This window comes from Pseudomonas sp. CFSAN084952 (assembly GCF_009648855.1).
Classification (GTDB): domain Bacteria; phylum Pseudomonadota; class Gammaproteobacteria; order Pseudomonadales; family Pseudomonadaceae; genus Aquipseudomonas; species Aquipseudomonas paracarnis.
Map to the genome: position 1 here is coordinate 5,533,493 of NZ_CP045767.1, position 21,508 is coordinate 5,555,000.

A 21,508-nucleotide genomic window follows, 5' to 3' on the forward strand; every position below is an offset into this window, starting at 1 on the left:
GTCATACCTCGTTGAGCGATTGAGCGGCATCCAATGCCGCGCGGCCCCGGGGGCCGTGGAAATATTCGTGAATCCAGGCGTCGTCCGTTTCCGAAACGACATCGATGGCGTCGGCCACCAGCACTTTCTTCTGCGCCAGCACCGCCACACGGTCGGTGATGGTGTACAGCGTGTCGAGGTCGTGGGTGACCAGGAACACACTCAAGCCCAGCGCATCGCGCAGGGTGAGGATCAGTTGGTCGAACTGCGCCGCGCCAATCGGGTCGAGACCGGCGGTGGGTTCGTCCAGGAACAGGATGTCCGGGTCCAAGGCCAGTGCGCGGGCCAGAGCTGCGCGCTTGATCATGCCGCCGGATAACGAGGCCGGGTATTTGTCGGCCGCCGACAGCGGCAACCCCGCCAGGGCCAGCTTGACCGCCGCCAGGTGCTCGGCATCGGCGCGGCTGAGGCCGGCGTGCTCGATCAATGGCAGAGCCACGTTCTCGGTCACCGTCAGCGAGGAAAACAGCGCGCCCTTCTGGAACAGTACGCCAAAGCGGCGTTCTACCAGTGAGCGTTCATGTTCAGGCAGGCTCGGCAGGTTTTTGCCGAACACCCGCACTTCGCCCTCGCTGGGGCGCCGCAGGCCAACGATGCTGCGCAACAACACGGATTTACCGCTGCCAGAGCCCCCCACCACCGCCAGGATCTCGCCCTTGTACAAATCCAGGTCGAGGTTCTCATGCACGCTTTGGCTGCCGAAACGGTTGCACAGGCCACGTACTTCAATCACCGCCTCAGTGGGCGCACGGTGTAGACGACTCACCAGCCCATCTCCATGAAGAACATCGCCGCGACCGCATCCAGCACGATCACCACAAAGATCGATTGCACCACGCTGGACGTGGTGTGCGCGCCGACCGACTCGGCACTGCCGCTGACTTTAAAACCTTCCAGGCAACCAATGGCCGCGATCAAAAACGCAAAGATCGGCGCCTTCACCATGCCCACCAGAAAGTGCTGCACGCCAATGTCCGATTGCAGCAGCGAAAGAAACATCGCTGGCGAAATATCCAGGGCCACCGCACACACCACACCACCGCCGACGATCCCCGAGAGCATCGCCAGGAAGGTCAGCATCGGCAACGCCACCAGCAGCGCCAACACGCGGGGCAATACCAACAGCTCCATAGGGTCCAGGCCCAGGGTGCGGATGGCGTCGATTTCTTCGTTGGCCTTCATTGAACCGATTTGCGCGGTGAACGCACTGGCGGTACGGCCGGCGATGAGGATTGCGGTGAGCAATACGCCGAATTCACGCAGGAAGGAGAACGCCACCAAGTCCACGGTAAAGATCGTCGCGCCGAAGCTCTTGAGCACAGTGGCGCCGAGGAAGGCCACGACGGCGCCCACCAGAAAGGTCAGCAGCGCAACAATAGGCGCCGCATCCAGGCCCGTCTGTTCGATGTGGGCGACCATGGGCGTCAGGCGCCAGCGTTTGGGCCGCCAAATGCCGCGGGCGAAGGTTTCGAGGATCAGGCCGATAAAGCCCAACAGCTTCATTGCGTCTTGCCAGACCGTGTCTACTGCACGGCCGATGCGAGCCAACACTTGAATGCCGGCGGCCTCTTCCGGCTCTTTGATCGGTACGCAAAAGTCATTCAGGGAGCGGTAGACGGTCTTGAGCAGTGCACGGTCGGCGGCTGCCAGGGTGCAATCGGTCTGTTCGGCAGAGTGTTCGATGCGTGCAGGGCCCAGCAGCTCTACCAGCAGCGAGGCGCCGGCGGTATCCAGCGCGCCGAGGCCGTTGAGGTCAATGCGGGCGCCGGCGTCGTATTGGCCGTCGAGTGCGGCCGACAGCTTCTTCAGGTCGGCGTAGTGGGCCAGCGTCCAGTCGCCGGTAATCCGTAGCGAAGGCGGGGTGCTGGACGTATCTAGATGGGCCGCGCCGGCCGTCGTGCGAGTGGTCATAAGCTCCGAGCTTGTTTGGCTATCCACAATTGCTACGTAATAGCACGATCCGGCTTACTTTGGGTTGTCCGCTTGTGCTGTGTCTATCACCTTGAAGCGCAGAACGCCGATGACTTGCCCGTCTTCGGTGAGCACCTGCACCTGCCAGCGCCCTACGGCGTCACCGGGGAAGTTCTGCTTGTGGGTCCAGGCGCGATAGCCTTCCTTGCGCCCACCATGGATGTCCAGGGCAATGCGGTCGACTTCCTGGCCGTTGAATTTCCACACATGGTAAATCCGCTCATCCAGCCCGCGTGGTGCGTTGATGGCGGTGTACGCATACAGCCCACCGCTGCGCAATTGGGCGGAGGTGACTTGCTTGAGGTCGTCGCCCGGCGTGCGGTCTTGCAGTTGGGTGCTGATGGCGACTTCGGTCATCCACAGGGTGGCGGGCGGTACCCAGCTGCGCAGGAACCAGCCGGCGCAGCCGATGGCGGCCGTTACCCCCAGCAGCATCGCCCAGCCCTTGAGGCTACGCAGCGGCAGGCTGACGGCCAGGCTCGGGATCGACAGGACCATGGCCACGCCCAACGCCAGTTTGTAACTCTGGGCGGTGGTCAGGTGCATGATGATCGGCAGCGCGGTCAGCAACGCGGCGAATAGGGTCAGGGTGTGCAGGGCCAGGAATAGCGAGCGTTTGGGCGCCAGCCATTTGTAATACAGCGGGTCGATGATCGACACCAGCGCCGCTGCGCCGAGCAGGCCAGTGAACAACGATTGGCCGCTGTTCCAGGCGGTGGTGACGAAAAAGAAGGGCAGGACGAAAAACAGACTTTCCTGGTGGATCATCTGGGTGGCGTAGCGCAGCAGCGGTTCAGGGATCTCGCGATTGAAGACTTTGGTGAACAGTTGCGTAAAGCTGTTCTCCAGCATCAGCCACAACCAGCTCACCAGCATGATCACCGCGATCCAGCTGGCCATGCCCTGCTGGCGGTCTACCAGGATGAAGCTGCCCACCCCCGAGATGAAACCGCCGAGTGCAATCACCCCTGGGTAGCGCTTGATCAGTTCTATAACGCGCTGGATGAGGGGCGGCAAGTTCGGCATGGGCGGTTCACTGGTTGTGGGAAAAATCTCAGACAGAATAACGCCTTGGCCCGATATTCTGTGCCTCATTACTCAACAGGTTTGCGATAAAGCCTCAGGCCGATCAAACCAAGGATGATCAGGCCCAGTAGGCCCGCACCGATCCAGGTCAAGGCGTCATAACTCAACAGCGGTTTTTCGATGCGCCAGTAGCCCGGCTGCTGGAACGCTTCGCGCATGGCCTGGTTGGTTTGCGCCAGGCTCACGGCCTTGATGCGTTTGACCGGGTCGCTGAAACGTCCATTGGAGTAGTCGCCGGCCGCACTCCAGTAATAGTCTGCCAGTGCGCTGTTGCCCTGCACTGCCCAGGCTTGGCGGGCAATGGCGGCTTGTTGCAGGCGTGTGAATACTGTTGGGTCGAGGCCATCCTTGAGCAGTTGGGCCTTGAGGTCTTGCAAGACCTGCTCGGCTTCAGCGAGGTTTTCTCGCTCAAGGTCGGCATTCAGGCTGAGGAACCCAACGCCGCCGAGCACTTCGCGTTCTACCCACGGGCCGTAGGACAAACCGTGCTTGAGGCGCAGTTGCCGGTACAGCGCCCAGTCGAGGTAGTCCTTGAGCAGGTTGTAGGTTTCATCATGCTGGTCGTCCAGCACAGGCTCCGGGAACAGCCAGTGCAGCTTGGCGCCATCGCCCACCCAGCCGCGGATCAGGTCGCGGTGGCTGGCGGCGGTATGCTGGATTTCCGGGAGGGGGCGATGTTCGCTCGGCTCCACTGGGTCGAGTTGACCATAGGTGCGTTCCAGGTAGGCGGGCAGCAGTTTGTCGAGATCGCCGACGACGATCAGGGTCATGTTGTTCGGCGCGTACCATTCTTTGCGCAGCTTCTCCAACGAGTCGCGGGTGAGGTGGCTGACCTCGGCGCGTTCGGCGCACTTGAGGCCCAACTCCACGGCCAATTGGTTACTGGCGCTGTGACCGAGGTCTTGGCGATCCAGCAGGCGTTGCAAGTGTGAATAATGGCCGCCGTCTTCTCGCTCCACCACCTGTTTGGCGGCGTTGATATGAGCGTCGGTCAGTTGCGTGCGCGTGAGGATTGCCAGCAGCAGGTCCAGTACTTTGCGTTGGTTCTGCGCGGGCGCCTCGATCACGAAAGTAGTGTCGGCGTTGCTGGTGTAGGCGTTCCACTCGCCGCCCAGGGCTTGCATGCGGTCTTCGAGGTCGCCTTCGCCGCCGCCATCGATGCCGCTGAACAGCAAGTGCTCGAACAAGTGCGGCAGTTCTTTTTCTTCGCAACCGAAGTCGTCCAGGCCCACCCCAACCACCAGGCGAATAGCCACGTGCCCACGCTCGGTACCCGGTTTGAGCAGCAGTTGCAGGCCGTTGGGCAAGGTGTAGCCCTCGACTTGCAGGCGGTCAAAGGCAAAGGTGTGTACCGAGCCCAAGAGCAGGCAGGCGAGTAACAGGCGACGCATAACAAGCTTCCTGGCGAATGAGGTCCATTGTTAACTGACTTCGCTCGCGGGCGTACGTTCAGGGTGAATGGGTGATGTCGGCAATACTTTCGGCGGAGAGCGCGCCAGTGTCGGACGTTTCCAACACTACATAAGCACTGCTGCAAAACAACGAGTTCAAGCGTTTCATGTCGGCAATCAGTTCCAGATGCAGGGAGCTGGTTTCCAGGCTCTGCACGATCTTGCGCTGCAAGCGGCTGACATGGGCGTGGGCCAGGCGGCGTTCCTGGGCACGGAAGCGGCGCTTTTCTCGCAGTAATTGACGGGCGCTTTCCGGGTCGCCGCTGAGAAACACCGACAGGCCCAGGCGCAGGTTGGCGATCAACTGGCTGTGCAGGCCACTGAGTTCCTCCAGGCCCACTTCGGAAAATTGCCGGCGTTGCGAGGTCTTCTGTTGCTGGACCTTGCGCAGCATGCGTTCGATCAGGTCACCGGCCAATTTCAAGTTGATCGACAGCTCGATGATCTCGGCCCAGCGGCGGTTGTCCTGTTCACTCAGGTCTTCACGAGGCATTTGCGCCAGGTAGAGTTTGATCGCGCTGTAGAGCGCTTCGACGTCATCGCTCAGGCTGCGCATTTCTTGGGTAACGGCGGTTTGATTGCCGCGCAGCACTTCCTGCATCGAAGTGAGCATATTGTCGATCAAGTCACCCAGGCGCAGGGTTTCGCGGGCGGCGTTCGCCAGGGCCAGGCTTGGGGTATTCAATGAGGCCAGGTCCAGATGGCGTGGCTTGGCCTTGCCGTTGGTTTCGGGGCGTTCCGGCAGCAGCCATTCGCACAGGCGTGCCATGGGCCCGATGGTGGGCAACAGGATCAGGCAACGGCTGACGTTGTAGAGCAGGTGGAAGGTGATGACCATGCCCTGAACGCTGTAGTCCAGGCCGTCCATCCAGCCCACGAGCGGGTCAAGCACCGGAATGATCAGCAACAGACCGATCAATTTGTACAACAGGCTGCCCAGGGCCACTTGGCGACCGGCAGTGTTTTGCATGCTGGTACTGAGAAACGCCAGCACCCCGCTGCCGATGTTGGCGCCGATTACCAGGCCGATGGCCACGTGCAAGCCGATCACGCCGGCACCGGCCAGGGTGGCCGTGAGCAGCACCGCAGCGAGGCTGGAGTAGGAAATCATGGCGAACAGCGCGCCCACCAGGGCGTCCAGCAAGATATCGCCGGTCAGCGAAGCGAAGATGACTTTCACGCCCTGGGCATGGGTAATGGGCCCGGCGGCTTCGACGATCAATTGCAGCGCGAGGATGATCAGGCCCAGGCCGATCCCCACCCGGCCTAACTGTCCTGCTCGCGTCTGCTTGCGCGACAGGAAGAAAATCACCCCGAGGAAGATCAGCAGCGGCGACAGCCAGGACAAATCGAACGTCAGCACCCGCGCCATCAAGGCCGTACCGACGTCGGCGCCAAGCATGGTGGCCAAGGCCGGCGTGAGGCTCATCAGCCCTTGGCCGACGAACGAAGTCACCAGCATCGCGGTGGCGTTACTGCTTTGCACCATGGCCGTCACCAGGATACCGGCGACAAATGCCAGCCAGCGCTTGGACATGTTCTGCCCGATGACTTGGCGCAAATTGGAACCGTAGACCCGCAGGATGCCGGTTCGGACGATATGCGTGCCCCAGATAAGCAGGGTCACGGCGGAAAGCAGATTGAGCAAGGTCAGCATGCTCGGCCCCCCGTGTGGGTGCGCTCCAGCAAGAGCGAAGGAAAGTTACCGCGTGCCGCTCTACGTCTTGTACCTAAGCTGTAGTTGGCGAATGGGCTCTGCGCCAGCATCGCATAGCTAAACTTGGGATTGAAACAAAACTGTCATGAAGATCGTTCCCCACGCTCGGCGTGGGAACGCATCCTGTGACGCTCTGCGTCACTTTGCGGACGCGGAGCGTCCGAGAGGGCATTCCCACGCGGAGCGTGGGAACGATCACTCGCGGGTCAAATTTACTGACCCGGAATGTCCTTGCGCAGTTTCACTGGGTCCTGCTGTTTCTTCTTTTTCGCGATGGCGGTACGCATCTTGATGTTCACCGCTTCCACCGCCAGCGAGAACGCCATGGCGAAGTAGACGTAGCCTTTTGGCACGTGTACGTCGAAGGATTCAGCGATCAGTACGGTACCCACGACCAGCAGGAACGACAGCGCCAGCATTTTCAGCGACGGGTGCTTGTCGATGAACTCGCTGATGGTGCCGGCAGCCAGCATCATCACCAATACCGCGACGACGATGGCGGCAACCATCACCGGCACGTGGGAAACCATGCCGACGGCGGTAATCACCGAGTCCAGGGAGAACACGATGTCGATGATGGCGATCTGGATAATGGTGTAGATGAACTTGCCACCGGCGCCTTTGGGCTCGTCGTGGGTTTCATCTTCACCTTCCAGCGCGTGGTACATCTCCTGGGAGCTTTTCCACAGCAGGAACAGGCCACCGAAGAACAGGATCAGGTCACGACCGGAGATGCCTTGGCCAAACACCACGAACAGGTCGGCGGTCAGTTGCATGACCCAGGTGATCGACAGCAGCAACAGGATGCGCGTGACCATGGCCAGTGCCAGGCCGAAGATCCGGGTGCGCGCCTGCATATGCTTGGGCATGCGGCTGACCAGGATCGAAATCATGATGATGTTATCGATGCCCAGGACGATCTCGAGAGCCGTCAGGGTGAAGAAGGCAATCCAGATTTCCGGATTGGTCAGCCATTCCATGTGTATTCCTTTGAGCAAGTGTTAACCGCGCAAGCTGTAGCGCCGCGCGGTGAGTGAGTCGGTACGATTATAGAGTGCTGAACAGCGGAAAAATCCCCATCAGCAGTGCGGCGAACATTATGCACAGGCACACCAGCACTGCCCACTTGAGCGTGAAGCGCTGGTGATCGCCGAATTCGATACCCGCCAGGGCAACCAGCAAGTACGTCGAGGGTACCAGTGGGCTGAGCAAATGCACGGGCTGCCCGACGATCGACGCCCGCGCCATTTCCACCGCGGTGATGCCGTAATGGCTGGCAGCTTCGGCCAGTACCGGCAGTACGCCGTAGTAGAACGCATCGTTGGACATGAAGAAGGTGAACGGCATGCTCACCAGCGCGGTGATCACCGCCAGGTAAGGGCCCATGGCTTCGGGGATGACTGCCAACAGGCTCTTGGACATGGCGTCGACCATGCCGGTGCCCGACAGGATGCCTGTGAAAATACCGGCGGCGAAGATCAAGCCCACCACCGCCAATACGCTACCGGCGTGAGCCGCGACGCGGTCTTTCTGCTGCTGCAGGCACGGGTAGTTGACGATCATGGCGATACTGAACGCCACCATGAACAGCACCGGCAGCGGCAACAGGCCGGCAATCAGGGTGCACATCAACGCCAGGGTCAGGGCGCCGTTGAACCAGATCAATTTCGGACGGCGGGCGTCGGGGAATTGCGACACGCTGATTTCGCTGTGGTCGATCTCGTCGCCCTGCAGGTGCAATTCACCCAGGCGCGCACGTTCGCGCTTGCCGTACATGTAGGCAATCACCAGGATCGCCACGACACCGGCGGCCATGGCCGGGATCATCGGTACGAAGATGTCCGACGGGTCTACATGCAGCGCACTGGCGGCGCGCGCCGTCGGGCCGCCCCAGGGGGTCATGTTCATCACGCCACCGGCGAGAATGATCAGGCCGGCCATGATCCTTGGGCTCATGCCGATGCGCTGGTACAGCGGCAGCATGGCCGCGACGCAGATCATGTAGGTGGTAGCCCCGTCACCGTCCAGAGATACCACCAGGGCCAGTACGGCGGTGCCGACCGACACCTTGAGCGGGTCGCCCTTGACCATCTTGAGGATCTTGCGCACGGCCGGGTCGAACAGGCCGGAGTCGATCATCAAGGCAAAATAGAGGATGGCGAACATCAGCATCACGCCGGTCGGCGCAAGCTTGGTGATGCCTTCGAGCATCATCGGGCCGATCTTCGGTGCGAAACCGCCGAACAGCGCGAACAGGATCGGCACGATGATCAAGGCGATCAGCGCGGACAGGCGCTTGGTCATGATCAGGAACATGAACGTGATGACCATGGCAAAGCCAAGGAAAGTCAGCATAGGAATACTCCAGGCGTAGCGCGGCTAGGGAATGGCGGACCGAGTGGCGGTCAGCGCAGAACGAAAGGCACGAGGCGTACGGGTGGAGTCGGAGCGAACAGGCGGGTACGAGCGGACATCGGGAATCACCATTGTTGTTGTTAACAGCCGGTCTGTTGCCGGCAGTGAGGGCGATCCTAGACGGGGAAGCTTTCAGCCAGCTTTCGCTGAGAAAACAGCTGATGAAGGGCAGGCATCATTCTTCAGGTTGGTGCAGAACAAAATGTGGGGGGCTGGCTTGCCTGCGATGGCGGTGTATCAGCCAACATCTCTTATGGCTGTGACACCGCCATCGCAGGCAAGCCAGCTCCCACATTTGGATAGTGGTCGCTGCCAGACTATCAGGGTAGTTCCAGGCCGCCGGCGGCTTTGTGCAAGGCCCGCAAATGCTCACCCACCTGCTTGAGGTTGGCTTCACACGCGGCGATCTCGGCGGCGCGGGACGGATCGAGCAGCGCCCTCACCTCCTTATCCAGCTCGCCGGTCAACGACTGCAACTGTTTCTGGCGTTCGGCGCTTTCTGATTCAAGGCGCTTGGCTTCCGAAGGTTGCGGCAGGCCATAACCCCCACTGTCCAGCAACTCGGCCGGGCGACTCAGGAAGCCGCTGTTGGCGAGAATTTGCTGCAGCGTGTTGTTGGCTTTCTCCATGCCGCCGTATTTCAGCTCGCGGGCATTGAGGTAGCGTTGTTTGACCTCATCCTGGGCGAGCATCAGTTGTTTGCGATAGCTGGCCTGCTCCAGCAGCAACAGCGCGGCGCTGGTGCGCAGGTCGGCCTGGCTGAACCATTGGCGACGCGCTTGCGCATCCAGGGACAACCAGTCTTCGACCTGGGTCTGCTTGATCGGCAGTTGCTTGCGCAGCACATCAAACATGGCCTGGTAACGCTCGCGGAACGAGTCGAAGTGATACCCCAGCCGCAGTGCCTCGCGCTTGTCATTCAATACGCTGGTATCGGCCAGGCCGCGGGCGCTGAGCACTTCCAGCAAACCGTTGGGGGTGATGTTGTCCAGGCCGGTCAATTGCGGGTTGGCGCTGCCGCTGCGCAACAGTTTCAGGCTTTCGACCGCACAATTGTTGGAGATAAAGAAGTAGTTGCCGTCATAGCTCCAGTGCATCTGCGCCGCATGTTCGACGGTGTCGTTGATTTCCTGACGGCTGAGCTTCAGCGGCACCGACGCCAGGCCACGCAGTTCGGTCTTGGTGTATTCATCAATGACCTGGGCCAACGGCAGTACGAACAGCCGCGACGGGTATTTACCCACCAGGCCATCCCAGCTCGACAGCTGGACGTCACCGACGAAGGCGCGGTAGGACAGCACCAGATGCCGGTCCAGGTCCAGCCGGCAATCCGGGCCACGCGGGCGGCCCGGCGCACAAATCACCAGGCGCAACATGCTATGGCCCCAACGGCTCACCAGGTTCTGGTTGGCTTCGGCCAGCAGATAGTCGATTTCATACACGCGCTCCGGATCGATCTGGCCCAGGGGCGTCTTGGCGAAATCGTTGCCCGCGTTCAGGAAGGCATAGGTACTGGCGCAGGTGTCCTGTTCAGGCGGGGCCCAGCCGAAGTGATCCTTGTAATAACGGAACAGCGCGGGGCGGCGACAGGCGTAGCTGGGGTCCAGGAGGAAATACTCCATGTTGACCGCCACGAACTCCAGCGGGCTGGTGGTTTCGTAGATGTCCGGGCTGCGCACCACCTGATGGTTGTGCTGCTCACGCTCTCCGCGCCGACCCACATATTGTGGCCAGCCGGCAAGATCCAACAGGCGTGGGTCGTCACTGAGGGTAAAGCGGCGGTCGTTCTGGCCACGGCACTGGTCGGGCAAGCCGATCAAGCCGGTAATGTTGTTCTGACGGCTGCAGCGCTGGATCAGCGTGCGCTCGTCCTGGGACCACAGGCGCGCACGGTCATAGATGTGGGTCAGTTCATGCAGCACCGTGGCGAGCATTTCCCGGCGCACCGTACCGTGGGGGCGATTGGTTTTCTGGGTGGCGGCGCTGCCGTCAGTCAGGCTGGCGAGCAGGTTCTGGTTGAGGTCCAACTCGGACACCAGGGACGCCTGGCCGTAGGCGTTGTCAGGCATCTTGTCGGTCCAGCCGACATCAATACGTCGGTCCAATTGCTCGACAAAGCGCGGCGGCAAGGAGCGCAGCGCTTCATCCAGCAATGCCTGGCTGGCCTGCTGTTCGGCCGGGCTCAAGCCTTCGGTCTTGAGCCGCAGTTGCAGGCCGGCCTGGGCCGTACTCGCGCACAGCAGCACGGCCCCGGCCAGGAGCCAGGTTTTGAGGCGCCTCACAGAGCGAGGATAGCTTCTGCGAGGGTCTGGTCGCTGGCATCACGGGCTTCTGGCACGCGGGTGCGAAGGGTATCGAACGCTGCTTCCAGCTGGGCGCCACGGATCTCGCCATTGGTGGCGACGAAACTGGCGGCGTCATCGTGGGCTTCGCGCACGATCTTGGAGTCGCGGATGGAGGTGGTGGTGTCCGAGGTGAAATCAATGGTGCGCGCCGAGGCACGCACGACGATGTTGCTGGTGGCCTTCAAGGTTTGCGCCTGGGCGACATCGGCCAAAAACAGCAGGCCGAGGGCGGCGACGATCAGCGGGCTACGCATGGGGTGACTCCAATGACAAAGATAGAAATACAACGATGATTATTGGACGAGAATTGCTTGCGCCAGTTCAAGGTCGCTTGCATGAAGTTTTGGCTGGGTGCGGCGCAGAGAGTCCAGCGCGGACTCCAGGCGTGCGCCCCGCCATTGGCCGTCAGTGGCAATGAAAGCGGCAGCATCATCCCGAGCGGCCAGGACCAACTTATTGTCGAACGGCGCAGAGGTCACTTTGCTGGTGGCATACACGCTGACAACCGTGCTCTGGGTGGACACATCCAACGCTGAAGCCATGGGTGACCAGCAGGCGCAAAACAGTACAGGAACAATCAATAAACGGTATGAAAAAGCCATGGGACTCGACAACTGAAAGCGAGCGCCAAGGCTAGCGCAACCGCCGGGCGAGAGCCAGCGCCGAGCCATCCGGGAGCGGCAGGCGCTCCCGTCTGGTTGCCGTGGGTCAGATAGCCAGGATGGCCTGTGCCAGCTGCGTATCGGTAGCGGTATTCAACTGCGGCGCTTGTTGGCGGATCTGGGCCAGGGCGCTTTCCAGTTTCACGCCACGGATGGCGCCTTGGCTGGCGACAAAGCTGGCGGCGTCGTCACGGGCCGCTTGTACGACCTTGTTGTCGCGCAGGGATGAGGTGGCATCAGACGTGGCATCGGAGGTTGCCTTCAGAGCGCCGACGATCGAGTCAGTCGTCATGATCAGGCTGCTCGCGTTGGCATTGGCAGCCAGAGTCAGCACAGCGGCAGTGCACAGCAGGCGAAGACGGGACATGGGGTAACTCCTGTAGACGAATAATAAGGTGGCGCGAAACGGCCACAATGAAACGGACTGGGACTGTCGAGCATCAGACGCACGCTCTACAGGGTTCGCCACGTGGTGAACCGATATTAGGCGTGTGCAGGACTATTCGGAAGCCTGTAATTAAACTGTACCTGTCATATTTTATAAATTTGAAACTGTATCTGTGTGCTTGAATCGAGCCTATCCAATGCGCTATCGCAGATACAACAAAGCCCGCCTCCGGTTACCCGGGGCGGGCTTTGCTTTGACAAATCAGGGTGCTGGCAGTGGACCCGTCAGGTCAGGGCCAGCGGGCGCCACTTAGCGCCAGAACGGCTTGCTCAGCTCTTCGTAGCGTTGAGCTTCGCTGATACCGGCGTCAGCCAGCAGACGCGAATCCAGGCGAGCCAACTGGTGGCGGCTGGAGATGCGGCGCTGCCACAACATCAGGTTGGCGAGAACGCGCAAAGGCAGGGAAGCCTGGGTGTTTACAGCTTTTTCTTCAAAGAACAGTTCGGAACTGAGTGTACGTTCCATGATGACATCCTTCCGCTTGTGGCGGGATTAGGTAGTGGTTTAACTGATGCCAATGATCCTCCTCCGAGGCAAGACTCTCTAGATACAGTTCACCTGTATTGTGAGAGGCCAGTTAACTGTTTAGCGAGGCTGTACGGTACGAAATTGGGGCAACTGTACCTGTGCGCACTTAAAAGGTGCGAAATCGGCATTTTTGAGTTGGTGTGTGGGATATTTCGGTAGGAAATGACCAGTACAGCAGTACAGTTTTTTCCATAAGTGCGGGTGGGTTCACCGAGCTGATGAAACTGTATTTGCATCAGCCCGGATCTGTATTCATCAAGCCTTGAGCATGTGCCCGGTTTCTTCCAGGTTAATGTGCCAACTCAGTGCTTCGCGCAAGATGTGCGGCGTATGCCCACCGAGGGCGCAGGCGGCATCGAAGTAAGTGTTGAGGGCATCGCGGTAGGCTGGGTGCACGCAGTTATCGATGATCACCCGAGCGCGCTCCCGTGGCGCCAGGCCCCGCAGGTCGGCAAGGCCTACTTCGGTGACGAGAATGTCCACGTCATGCTCGGTGTGGTCCACATGGCTGACCATCGGTACCACGCTGGAAATTGCGCCGCCCTTGGCAATGGACTTGGTGACGAAGATCGCCAGGTGCGCATTGCGGGCGAAATCCCCGGAGCCGCCGATGCCGTTCATCATCCGCGTGCCGCAGACGTGGGTGGAGTTGACGTTGCCGTAGATATCGAACTCCAGCGCGGTATTGATACCGATGATGCCCAGGCGCCGTACCACTTCAGGGTGGTTGGAAATTTCCTGCGGGCGCAGCACCAATTTGTCCTTGTAGTGCTCCAGGTTGCCGAACACATCGGCATTGCGTCGCTCCGACAAGGTAATCGAACTGCCGGAGGCAAAGCTCAGCTTGCCGGCGTCGATCAGGTCGAAGGTCGAATCCTGCAACACTTCCGAGTACATGGTCAGGTCTTCGAACGGCGACTCGATCAATCCGCACATCACCGCGTTGGCAATATTACCGATGCCGGCTTGCAGCGGGCCGAGCTTGTTGGTCATGCGCCCGGCATCGACTTCTTGCTTGAGGAAGTTGATCAGGTGATTGGCGATGCCTTGGGTGTCGCTGTCAGGCGGCGTTACCGTGGAGGCGGAGTCCGCCTGGTTGGTGATGACGATGGCGACGATTTTCTCGGGCGGGATCGGAATCGCGGTGCTGCCGATACGGTCGTCGACTTTCACCAGCGGGATCGGCGTGCGCGTCGGCCGGTAGGTCGGGATGTAGATGTCGTGCAGCCCTTCCAGGTTCGGGTTGTGCGCCAGGTTGATCTCGACGATCACCTGTTTGGCAAAGATCGCGAAGCTGGCCGAGTTGCCTACGGAAGTAGTGGGCACGATATGGCCCTGCTCAGTGATCGCGACGGCTTCGATCACGGCGATGTCGGGCAATTTGAGCTGATTGTTGCGCAGTTGCTCGACGGTTTCCGACAGGTGCTGGTCGATAAACATCACCTCGCCGGCATTGATCGCCTTGCGCAGAGTGCTGTCGACTTGAAAGGGCATGCGTCGTGACAGTACGCCGGCTTCGGTCAACTGCTTGTCCAGGTCATTGCCCAGGCTGGCGCCGGTCATCAGCGTGATTTTGAGTGGCGAAGTCTTGGCGCGTTCGGCCAGGGCGTGGGGGACGGCCTTGGCTTCACCGGCACGGGTGAAGCCGCTCATGCCGACGGTCATGCCGTCCTCGATCAGTGCAGCGGCGTCTGCCGCGCTCATGACCTTGTTCAACAACGAAGGCAAGCGGATACGATCACGGTACATGAATTGTTATCTCTGGCTACGGAAAGCAAGGTGGGCAGTGTAGTGATTTCAAAAAGTTTCGGCCCGCTACCATGGTCGAATGCCAGGTCGCGATTTAGAGCCTTTGGTCGGGTTTCATGTGTGTGCAAAGCGGGACGCAGAGCATCCCTGGATGCGTTCCCACGCGGAGCGGGGGAACCATAAAAAAACCCCAGCCTACGTGAGGCCAGGGTTTCAGGTATTGCGCTGGCGCAGTGTTATTCGACGGCCTTGACCATGTCTTCGATGACCTTCTTGGCATCACCGAACACCATCATGGTCTTGTCCAGGTAGAACAACTCGTTATCCAGGCCGGCGTAGCCGCTGGCCATCGAGCGCTTGTTGACGATGATGGTCTTGGCCTTGAACGCCTCGAGAATCGGCATGCCGGCGATGGGTGAGTTCGGGTCGTTCTTGGCGGCCGGGTTGACCACGTCGTTGGCGCCCAATACCAGCACCACGTCGGCCTGGCCGAACTCGGAGTTGATGTCTTCCATCTCGAACACCTGGTCGTAAGGCACTTCGGCCTCGGCCAGCAATACGTTCATGTGCCCCGGCATACGGCCCGCCACCGGGTGGATCGCGTACTTTACGGTGACGCCGTGGTGGGTCAGCTTCTCGGTCAGCTCCTTGAGCGCGTGTTGTGCCCGCGCGACCGCAAGGCCGTAGCCTGGGACGATAATCACGGTGTCGGCGTTGGTCAGCAGGAAGGTGGCGTCATCAGCGGAGCCGGACTTCACCGGGCGTGCTTCTTTGGAGCCCGCCGCAGCGCCAGCATCCGGCGCGTTGCCGAAACCGCCCAACAGCACATTAAAGAAGGAGCGGTTCATCGCCTTGCACATGATGTACGACAGGATCGCGCCGCTGGAGCCCACCAGGGAACCGGCGATGATCAGCATCGAGTTGTTCAGCGAGAAACCGATGCCCGCCGCTGCCCAGCCGGAATAGCTATTGAGCATCGACACCACCACGGGCATGTCGGCGCCGCCAATCGGGATGATGATCAGCACACCCAGCACGAAGGCCAGGGCCAGCATCAGTGCAAATGCGCTGAGATTGCCGGTGAACATGAACGCCAGGCCCAGGCCCAGGGTTGCGAGACCGAGCACCAGGTTCAGTTTGTGTTGGCCGCCGAACTGTACCGGTGCGCCCTGGAACAGGCGGAACTTGTACTTGCCCGACAGCTTGCCGAATGCGATCACCGAGCCGGAGAAGGTGATTGCACCGATAGCGGCACCGAGGAACAGTTCCAGGCGGTTACCGGCCGGTATCGAATCGCCCAAGTGCTTGACGATGCCCAGGGACTGCGGCTCGACCACGGCGGCAATGGCGATGAACACCGCTGCCAGGCCGATCATGCTGTGCATGAAGGCGACCAGCTCGGGCATCTTGGTCATTTCAACACGCTTGGCCATGATCGAGCCGGCGGTACCGCCAACCAATAGGCCAACGATGACGTAGCCGATACCGGCAGTCGCCAGTTCAGCCCCCAGCTTATAGATGAGGCCGACGGTAGTGAGTACCGCCAGCGCCATGCCGAGCATGCCGAACAGGTTGCCGCGCCGCGAAGTGGTCGGGTGCGAGAGGCCTTTGAGGGCCTGGATGAAACAGATCGACGCGATCAGGTAGAGCGTCGTCACGAGGTTCATGCTCATTACTTGGGCGCCTCTTCTTTTACTTTTGGGGCTTTCTTCTTGAACATTTCAAGCATTCTGCGGGTGACCAGAAAGCCACCGAAAACATTCACCGCCGCCAAGGCCACGGCCAGTGTGCCCATAGTCTTGCCCAACGGGGTGACGGTCAGCGCGGCAGCCAGCATGGCGCCGACGATGACAATCGCGGAAATGGCGTTGGTCACGGCCATCAGCGGCGTGTGCAATGCAGGTGTTACGTTCCAGACCACGTGATAACCGACATAAATCGCCAGCACAAAGATGATCAGGTTGTAGATACCGGGGGAGATAAGCTCTTCCATCGTCTGAATCCCTGCTTAGGCGTTTTTGCGGATGACTTGGCCGTCGCGGCACATCAGGCACGCGGCGACGATGTCGTCTTCGAGGTTGATTTCAAACTGCCCTTCCTTGGTGAAAACCAGCTTCAGGAAGTCCAGCAGGTTGCGCGCATACAAGGCCGACGCATCGGCGGCGACAGCGCCCGCCAGGTTGGTCGGGCCGCAGATGATCACGCCGTTTTCCACCACGACCTGGTCGGCCACCGTCAGCGGGCAGTTGCCACCTTGGGCTGCAGCGAGGTCGATGACCACCGAGCCGGGTTTCATCTGCGCCACGGTATCGGCGCTGAGCAGGGTCGGCGCCTTGCGGCCCGGGATGAGGGCGGTGGTGATGACGATATCGGCCTGTTTGGCGCGTTCGTGCACGGCCAGGGCCTGGCGTTGCATCCAACTGCTGGGCATCGGGCGCGCGTAGCCACCGACACCGACGGCGCATTCACGCTCTTCATCGGTTTCGTACGGTACGTCGACAAACTTGGCGCCCAGGGATTCGATCTGCTCCTTAACCGCCGGGCGTACGTCGGACGCTTCGATCACCGCGCCCAGGCGCTTGGCCGTGGCGATGGCTTGCAGGCCCGCCACACCGGCGCCGAGGATCAGTACGCGCGCGGCTTTTACGGTGCCGGCAGCAGTCATCAGCATCGGCATGAAACGCGGGTAGTGATGAGCGGCGAGCAACACGGCCTTGTAACCGGCGATGTTGGCTTGCGAAGACAGCACATCAAGGCTTTGAGCGCGTGAAGTGCGCGGCGCGGCTTCCAGGGCGAAGGCGGTGATGCCGCGCTCGGCAAGCTTGGCGATGGTTTCGTTGCTGAACGGGTTGAGCATGCCCACCAACACGGTGCCACTTTTGATCAGCGCAAGTTCGCTGTCGCTGGGGGCAACCACTTTGAGAATCAGCTCGGCGCCAAACGCGTCGTTGGCACTGCCAATGGTGGCGCCTGCCGTTTCATAGGCACTGTCGACGATGCTGGCATTGATGCCTGCGCCGCTTTGTACAGTGACCTTATGGCCCTGGCCGATCAGCTTCTTGATGGTTTCTGGGGTGGCAGCCACCCGCGTTTCACCGGTCTGGGTTTCGAGAGGAACACCAATGTGCACGTCAAATCTCCTGCATGATCTTTTTGCTTTTGATCTTTTTGTAAAAAGGCCAGTGCACCGCGAGTGGCGCAACTGGGGCGGCCGATCAGCACGATCCCGCTGAAATGACAGCGGGGCGCGGCATTTTGCAGGCGAACTTTACGGCCATCAAGGGATTATGACGGGTGACGAAAAATTAACTACAAGTCACCCTGTGACTGATTGTCGCAACAAGCTGAAATAACCTCTTTAAATACAGGTCATTAAAGGCGTTCAGGCGTTTTCGCTCCATTTTTCCATTGCCAGTGTGAATAGTCGTGCATTGGCCGGTAAGAGTCGCTACGAGCCATGAGATACATGGCTTTTAGCCTTATTTTTGGCTGACAAGTACAGTCTGTTTAAATGCGACATATACGTATATCTGTAGGATCTTAATTTATCTGACTACAAAGTCAGCAATTGCGCTTTGTCCTTTATTTACATGGGTTGTAGCGTCTTGACTGGTCGAGCAGCCAGTCCCTGAATGCATGCAGTGAGGCGGATTCGACCTTTTTGTCAGGAATCATCAGGTAATAAGCCTTTTCGCTGGTCAGTGCTTCGGTGCTCGCGATTACCAGTTGTTGCTCCTTCAGCTCCCGCTGTATGAGGAAGGGAGGAATCAGTGCGATGCCCATGTCATGCATGGCCGCTTGAGACAGCATCGAGAATAGCTCGTATCGAGGGCCTGTCATGTCGCGAGGGATGCTCAGGTGTTGGGCGTTGAACCATTGGCGCCAGGCGTAGGGGCGTGTGGTCTGCTGCAACAGGGGCAGCTCGGCGATCTGTTGAGGGGTGAAGTGCGTGCGGTCGCCGAGTAAGCGCGGGCTGCATACCGGTACCGGGTTTTCGCCCATTAACCGGTGGGATTGCGTACCCGACCAATCGGCATCTCCGAAGTAGATCGCCGCATCGAACTCAGTATCGGCGAACAGGAAGGGGCGTGTGCGGTTCGTCAGGTTCACCGTGACTTCCGGGTGCTGATGTTGAAAGTCTTTCAGGCGTGGGATCAGCCACTGCGTGCCGAAGGTAGGTACCACCGCCAGTTCGATCACATTGGCGCCCTGCTGGCCCATCACCGACAAGGTGTCGCGCTCTACGGCGTCCAGTTGCGTTGCAACCCTGCGGCTATAAGACAGCCCCGCCTCTGTCAGCTTCACCCCACGGCGTGAGCGGCGAAACAGCTCGACACTCAAAAACTCCTCCAGGCTGGCGATCTGTCGGCAAATCGCGCCTTGGGTGATGGAAAGCTCCAAGGCTGCCTTGGTGAAGCTCTCGTGCCGGGCTGCTGCCTCAAAGCTGATGAGCGCGGTGGTACTGGGGATCTTCCTGCGCATGTACGTTGCCCTCACAGATAAAGCGCATTTCTGGGCTTTTTGAGTGTTACGAAGTGAGAAATTAGCACAAGCCTATGCAAAAACCTCGTTTGCCCTCTGCGCAGACCGCGCCTAGTCTGGTTCCACGACTTCTGATTTTTTCCGCGAGGACTTATTCATGGCTGGCAAGGCAAGCTTCAACTGGATCGATCCACTGCTGCTGGATCAACAGCTCACCGAAGAAGAGCGCATGGTGCGTGACAGCGCCGAGCAATTTGCTCAGGACAAGCTGGCTCCCCGCGTGCTCGAAGCCTTTCGCCACGAAAAGACAGACCCTGCTATTTTCCGCGAGATGGGCGAGACCGGTTTGCTGGGGGCGATGATCCCTGAGCAGTACGGTGGCAGTGGCTTGAACTATGTCAGCTACGGTTTGATTGCTCGGGAGGTGGAGCGTGTCGACTCCGGCTATCGCTCGATGATGAGTGTGCAGTCTTCCCTCGTCATGGTGCCGATCAATGAGTTTGGTACCGAGGCGCAAAAACAGAAGTACTTGCCCAAACTGGCCTCTGGTGAATGGATCGGTTGCTTCGGGCTGACCGAGCCCAACCATGGTTCCGACCCAGGTGCGATGATTACTCGTGCACGCAAAGTGGATGGCGGCTACAGCCTGACCGGCGCAAAGATGTGGATCACCAACAGTCCGATTGCGGATGTGTTTGTGGTGTGGGGCAAAGATGATGCCGGGGACATCCGTGGCTTTGTCCTGGAAAAAGGCTGGAAAGGTCTGAGCGCTCCGGCTATCCACGGCAAGGTGGGGCTGCGGGCCTCCATCACCGGTGAAATCGTGATGGATAACGTATTTGTGCCCGAAGAAAATATCTTCCCGGATGTACGGGGTTTGAAAGGGCCGTTTACCTGCCTTAATTCGGCACGGTACGGGATTTCCTGGGGGGCGCTGGGGGCTGCTGAGTTCTGCTGGCATACCGCACGCCAGTACACACTTGATCGCCAGCAGTTTGGTCGCCCACTGGCTGCCACTCAGTTGATCCAGAAGAAGCTGGCAGACATGCAGACCGAGATTACCTTGGCCCTGCAAGGTTGCCTGCGCCTGGGTCGGATGAAGGATGAGGGGACGGCGGCGGTTGAGATCACTTCGATCATGAAGCGTAACTCGTGTGGCAAGTCATTGGATATCGCGCGCATGGCCCGGGACATGCTGGGCGGCAACGGTATCTCCGACGAATTCGGAGTGGCGCGCCACTTGGTCAACCTTGAGGTGGTCAACACCTATGAAGGGACCCATGACGTGCATGCCTTGATCCTGGGGCGCGCGCAAACCGGTCTTCAAGCGTTCTATTAATAGGAGCATGGGCATGGGCGCGCTTTCGCATCTGCGAGTGCTGGATTTGTCGCGAGTACTCGCGGGCCCCTGGTCCGGGCAGATTCTTGCAGACCTTGGGGCTGAGGTGATCAAGGTCGAAAGGCCGAGCAGCGGCGATGACACGCGCGCTTGGGGGCCGCCCTTCCTTAAGGATGCGGATGGCGAAAATACCAGTGAGGCGGCGTATTACCTGTCGGCCAACCGTAATAAAGAGTCGGTGACCATCGACTTTACGCGGCCGGAAGGCCAGAAGCTGGTGCGTGATCTGGCCGCCAAGTCGGACATCCTGATCGAAAACTTCAAGGTGGGCGGCCTTGCAGCGTATGGGCTGGACTATGAATCCCTCAAAGAGGTCAACCCGGAGCTGATTTACTGTTCCATCACGGGGTTTGGTCAGACGGGCCCCTATGCGATGCGTGCCGGCTACGATTTCATGATCCAGGGTCTGGGCGGGCTCATGAGCCTGACCGGGCGGCCTGAAGGGGATGAAGGCGCCGGGCCGGTAAAGGTTGGCGTAGCCTTGACCGACATCTTGACCGGGCTTTATTCGACCGTCGCGATCCTGGCTGCGCTAGCTCATCGCGATCACGATGGTGGTGGGCAGCATATCGATATGGCGTTACTGGATGTGCAGGTGGCTTGCCTGGCGAATCAGGCGATGAATTACCTGACAACCGGGGCGCCGCCCAAGCGCCTGGGGAATGCTCACCCTAATATCGTGCCTTATCAGGATTTTCCTACGGCCGATGGAGATTTCATCCTCACCGTAGGCAATGACGGGCAGTTCCGTAAATTCGCTGAAGTCGCTGGGCAACCGCAATGGGCGGATGACGTGCGTTTCGCCACCAATCGCGCACGGGTAGCTAATCGTGCGGAGCTGATTCCTTTGATTCGCCAGGCGACGGTCTTCAAGACGACCGCTGAGTGGGTGTCGCAGCTGGAGCAAGTGGGCGTGCCGTGTGGGCCCATCAATGATCTGGCGCAGGTGTTCTCCGATCCTCAGGTCCAGGCGCGGGGTTTGGCGATTGAGTTGCCTCACGCATTGGCGGGGACGGTGCCCCAGGTTGCGAGCCCGATACGCTTATCCAAGACGCCTGTGGAGTACCGGAGTGCGCCTCCTCTATTGGGGGAGCATACGCTTGAGGTGCTGCAGGGGGTTTTGGGGTTGGGAGCTGCTCATGTGGCCGCACTGAAGGAGGCGGGCGTTATTTGAACTTCCCTTCTATATAGACGCGCAGTGGATGCCGGCTGTTTT

Annotated in this window: 19 protein-coding genes; 2 read left to right on the plus strand and 17 right to left on the minus strand. The window is 59.9% G+C overall.

Translation table 11 applies throughout. The annotated features are described in order from the left end of the window. Position 1: 1 nt before the first annotated feature. From GH769_RS25290 to GH769_RS25370, 17 genes are all read right to left on the minus strand, one after another. Positions 2-805: an ABC transporter ATP-binding protein gene (locus GH769_RS25290; RefSeq protein WP_014716351.1), complete on the minus strand. Its 804-nt coding sequence runs from the start codon at positions 803-805 to the stop codon at positions 2-4. Continuing rightward, positions 802-1,950, minus strand: coding sequence for an ABC transporter permease (locus GH769_RS25295; protein ID WP_014716352.1), 1,149 nt, complete (start codon positions 1,948-1,950; stop codon positions 802-804). The genes GH769_RS25290 and GH769_RS25295 overlap by 4 nt, the downstream gene beginning before the upstream one ends. Positions 1,951-2,004: 54 nt before the next feature. Further along, positions 2,005-3,036 carry a DUF5924 family protein gene (locus tag GH769_RS25300; RefSeq protein WP_020301398.1) on the minus strand — a complete coding sequence of 344 codons (1,032 nt, stop codon included), beginning with the start codon at positions 3,034-3,036 and terminating at the stop codon, positions 2,005-2,007. Between the two features lie 68 nt (positions 3,037-3,104). After that, positions 3,105-4,487 (minus strand): pitrilysin family protein, encoded by a 1,383-nt coding sequence (locus tag GH769_RS25305; protein WP_032903962.1) that lies wholly within the window; start codon positions 4,485-4,487, stop codon positions 3,105-3,107. A 58-nt stretch (positions 4,488-4,545) separates the two neighbouring features. Then, a complete protein-coding gene (locus GH769_RS25310; RefSeq protein WP_003187402.1) occupies positions 4,546-6,204 on the minus strand; it encodes a Na/Pi cotransporter family protein in 1,659 nt (552 codons plus the stop codon). Positions 6,205-6,476: 272 nt separating this feature from the next. Further along, the gene (locus GH769_RS25315; RefSeq protein ID WP_014716354.1) at positions 6,477-7,244 is read right to left on the minus strand and encodes a TerC family protein; all 768 of its coding nucleotides are present in this window, start codon (positions 7,242-7,244) and stop codon (positions 6,477-6,479) included. Positions 7,245-7,311: 67 nt separating this feature from the next. Next, positions 7,312-8,619, minus strand: a complete 1,308-nt coding sequence (locus GH769_RS25320; RefSeq protein WP_003187405.1) for a CitMHS family transporter — start codon at positions 8,617-8,619, stop codon at positions 7,312-7,314. A 380-nt stretch (positions 8,620-8,999) separates the two neighbouring features. Beyond that, positions 9,000-10,961 carry a DUF4105 domain-containing protein gene (locus tag GH769_RS25325; RefSeq protein WP_019816933.1) on the minus strand — a complete coding sequence of 654 codons (1,962 nt, stop codon included), beginning with the start codon at positions 10,959-10,961 and terminating at the stop codon, positions 9,000-9,002. After that, on the minus strand, positions 10,958-11,278 hold the full coding sequence (locus GH769_RS25330) for a DUF2388 domain-containing protein (RefSeq protein ID WP_003187408.1): 321 nt from the start codon (positions 11,276-11,278) through the stop codon (positions 10,958-10,960). Before GH769_RS25330 ends, GH769_RS25325 begins: the two co-directional genes overlap by 4 nt. A gap of 39 nt (positions 11,279-11,317) precedes the next feature. Beyond that, complete coding sequence (locus GH769_RS25335) at positions 11,318-11,626, minus strand: DUF2388 domain-containing protein (RefSeq protein WP_032903963.1); 309 nt, start codon at positions 11,624-11,626, stop codon at positions 11,318-11,320. 106 nt (positions 11,627-11,732) lie between these two features. Beyond that, positions 11,733-12,053, minus strand: coding sequence for a DUF2388 domain-containing protein (locus tag GH769_RS25340; protein ID WP_020301396.1), 321 nt, complete (start codon positions 12,051-12,053; stop codon positions 11,733-11,735). A gap of 330 nt (positions 12,054-12,383) precedes the next feature. Further along, a complete protein-coding gene (locus GH769_RS25345) occupies positions 12,384-12,599 on the minus strand; it encodes a DUF1127 domain-containing protein (RefSeq protein ID WP_003187413.1) in 216 nt (71 codons plus the stop codon). A gap of 318 nt (positions 12,600-12,917) precedes the next feature. After that, positions 12,918-14,411 (minus strand): acetyl-CoA hydrolase/transferase family protein, encoded by a 1,494-nt coding sequence (locus GH769_RS25350; RefSeq protein WP_020301395.1) that lies wholly within the window; start codon positions 14,409-14,411, stop codon positions 12,918-12,920. Between the two features lie 236 nt (positions 14,412-14,647). Further along, the gene (locus tag GH769_RS25355) at positions 14,648-16,084 is read right to left on the minus strand and encodes an NAD(P)(+) transhydrogenase (Re/Si-specific) subunit beta (protein ID WP_014716357.1); all 1,437 of its coding nucleotides are present in this window, start codon (positions 16,082-16,084) and stop codon (positions 14,648-14,650) included. Next, positions 16,084-16,404, minus strand: coding sequence for an NAD(P) transhydrogenase subunit alpha (locus GH769_RS25360; RefSeq protein ID WP_003187417.1), 321 nt, complete (start codon positions 16,402-16,404; stop codon positions 16,084-16,086). The genes GH769_RS25355 and GH769_RS25360 overlap by 1 nt, the downstream gene beginning before the upstream one ends. 15 nt (positions 16,405-16,419) lie before the next feature. Then, positions 16,420-17,541 (minus strand): Re/Si-specific NAD(P)(+) transhydrogenase subunit alpha, encoded by a 1,122-nt coding sequence (locus tag GH769_RS25365; protein WP_003187419.1) that lies wholly within the window; start codon positions 17,539-17,541, stop codon positions 16,420-16,422. A gap of 452 nt (positions 17,542-17,993) precedes the next feature. Further along, positions 17,994-18,893, minus strand: a complete 900-nt coding sequence (locus GH769_RS25370; protein ID WP_032903964.1) for a LysR family transcriptional regulator — start codon at positions 18,891-18,893, stop codon at positions 17,994-17,996. 157 nt (positions 18,894-19,050) lie between these two features. Between GH769_RS25370 and GH769_RS25375 the strand changes: the two genes are divergently transcribed. Both GH769_RS25375 and GH769_RS25380 read left to right on the plus strand, forming a co-directional pair. After that, on the plus strand, positions 19,051-20,232 hold the full coding sequence (locus tag GH769_RS25375) for an acyl-CoA dehydrogenase (protein ID WP_003187423.1): 1,182 nt from the start codon (positions 19,051-19,053) through the stop codon (positions 20,230-20,232). A gap of 13 nt (positions 20,233-20,245) precedes the next feature. Further along, positions 20,246-21,466, plus strand: coding sequence for a CaiB/BaiF CoA-transferase family protein (locus tag GH769_RS25380; protein ID WP_014716358.1), 1,221 nt, complete (start codon positions 20,246-20,248; stop codon positions 21,464-21,466). Positions 21,467-21,508 lie beyond the last annotated feature (42 nt).

Bases quoted from the DNA above. Each gene is read 5' to 3' on its own strand.
- GH769_RS25295 (WP_014716352.1), bottom strand. From the start codon at position 1,950: ATGACCACTCGCACGACGGCCGGCGCGGCCCATCTAGATACGTCCAGC.
- GH769_RS25300 (WP_020301398.1), bottom strand. From the start codon at position 3,036: ATGCCGAACTTGCCGCCCCTCATCCAGCGCGTTATAGAACTGATCAAG.
- GH769_RS25305 (WP_032903962.1), bottom strand. From the start codon at position 4,487: ATGCGTCGCCTGTTACTCGCCTGCCTGCTCTTGGGCTCGGTACACACC.
- GH769_RS25310 (WP_003187402.1), bottom strand. From the start codon at position 6,204: ATGCTGACCTTGCTCAATCTGCTTTCCGCCGTGACCCTGCTTATCTGG.
- GH769_RS25315 (WP_014716354.1), bottom strand. From the start codon at position 7,244: ATGGAATGGCTGACCAATCCGGAAATCTGGATTGCCTTCTTCACCCTG.
- GH769_RS25320 (WP_003187405.1), bottom strand. From the start codon at position 8,619: ATGCTGACTTTCCTTGGCTTTGCCATGGTCATCACGTTCATGTTCCTG.
- GH769_RS25330 (WP_003187408.1), bottom strand. From the start codon at position 11,278: ATGCGTAGCCCGCTGATCGTCGCCGCCCTCGGCCTGCTGTTTTTGGCC.
- GH769_RS25335 (WP_032903963.1), bottom strand. From the start codon at position 11,626: ATGGCTTTTTCATACCGTTTATTGATTGTTCCTGTACTGTTTTGCGCC.
- GH769_RS25340 (WP_020301396.1), bottom strand. From the start codon at position 12,053: ATGTCCCGTCTTCGCCTGCTGTGCACTGCCGCTGTGCTGACTCTGGCT.
- GH769_RS25345 (WP_003187413.1), bottom strand. From the start codon at position 12,599: ATGGAACGTACACTCAGTTCCGAACTGTTCTTTGAAGAAAAAGCTGTA.
- GH769_RS25350 (WP_020301395.1), bottom strand. From the start codon at position 14,411: ATGTACCGTGATCGTATCCGCTTGCCTTCGTTGTTGAACAAGGTCATG.
- GH769_RS25355 (WP_014716357.1), bottom strand. From the start codon at position 16,084: ATGAGCATGAACCTCGTGACGACGCTCTACCTGATCGCGTCGATCTGT.
- GH769_RS25360 (WP_003187417.1), bottom strand. From the start codon at position 16,404: ATGGAAGAGCTTATCTCCCCCGGTATCTACAACCTGATCATCTTTGTG.
- GH769_RS25370 (WP_032903964.1), bottom strand. From the start codon at position 18,893: ATGCGCAGGAAGATCCCCAGTACCACCGCGCTCATCAGCTTTGAGGCA.
- GH769_RS25375 (WP_003187423.1), top strand. From the start codon at position 19,051: ATGGCTGGCAAGGCAAGCTTCAACTGGATCGATCCACTGCTGCTGGAT.
- GH769_RS25380 (WP_014716358.1), top strand. From the start codon at position 20,246: ATGGGCGCGCTTTCGCATCTGCGAGTGCTGGATTTGTCGCGAGTACTC.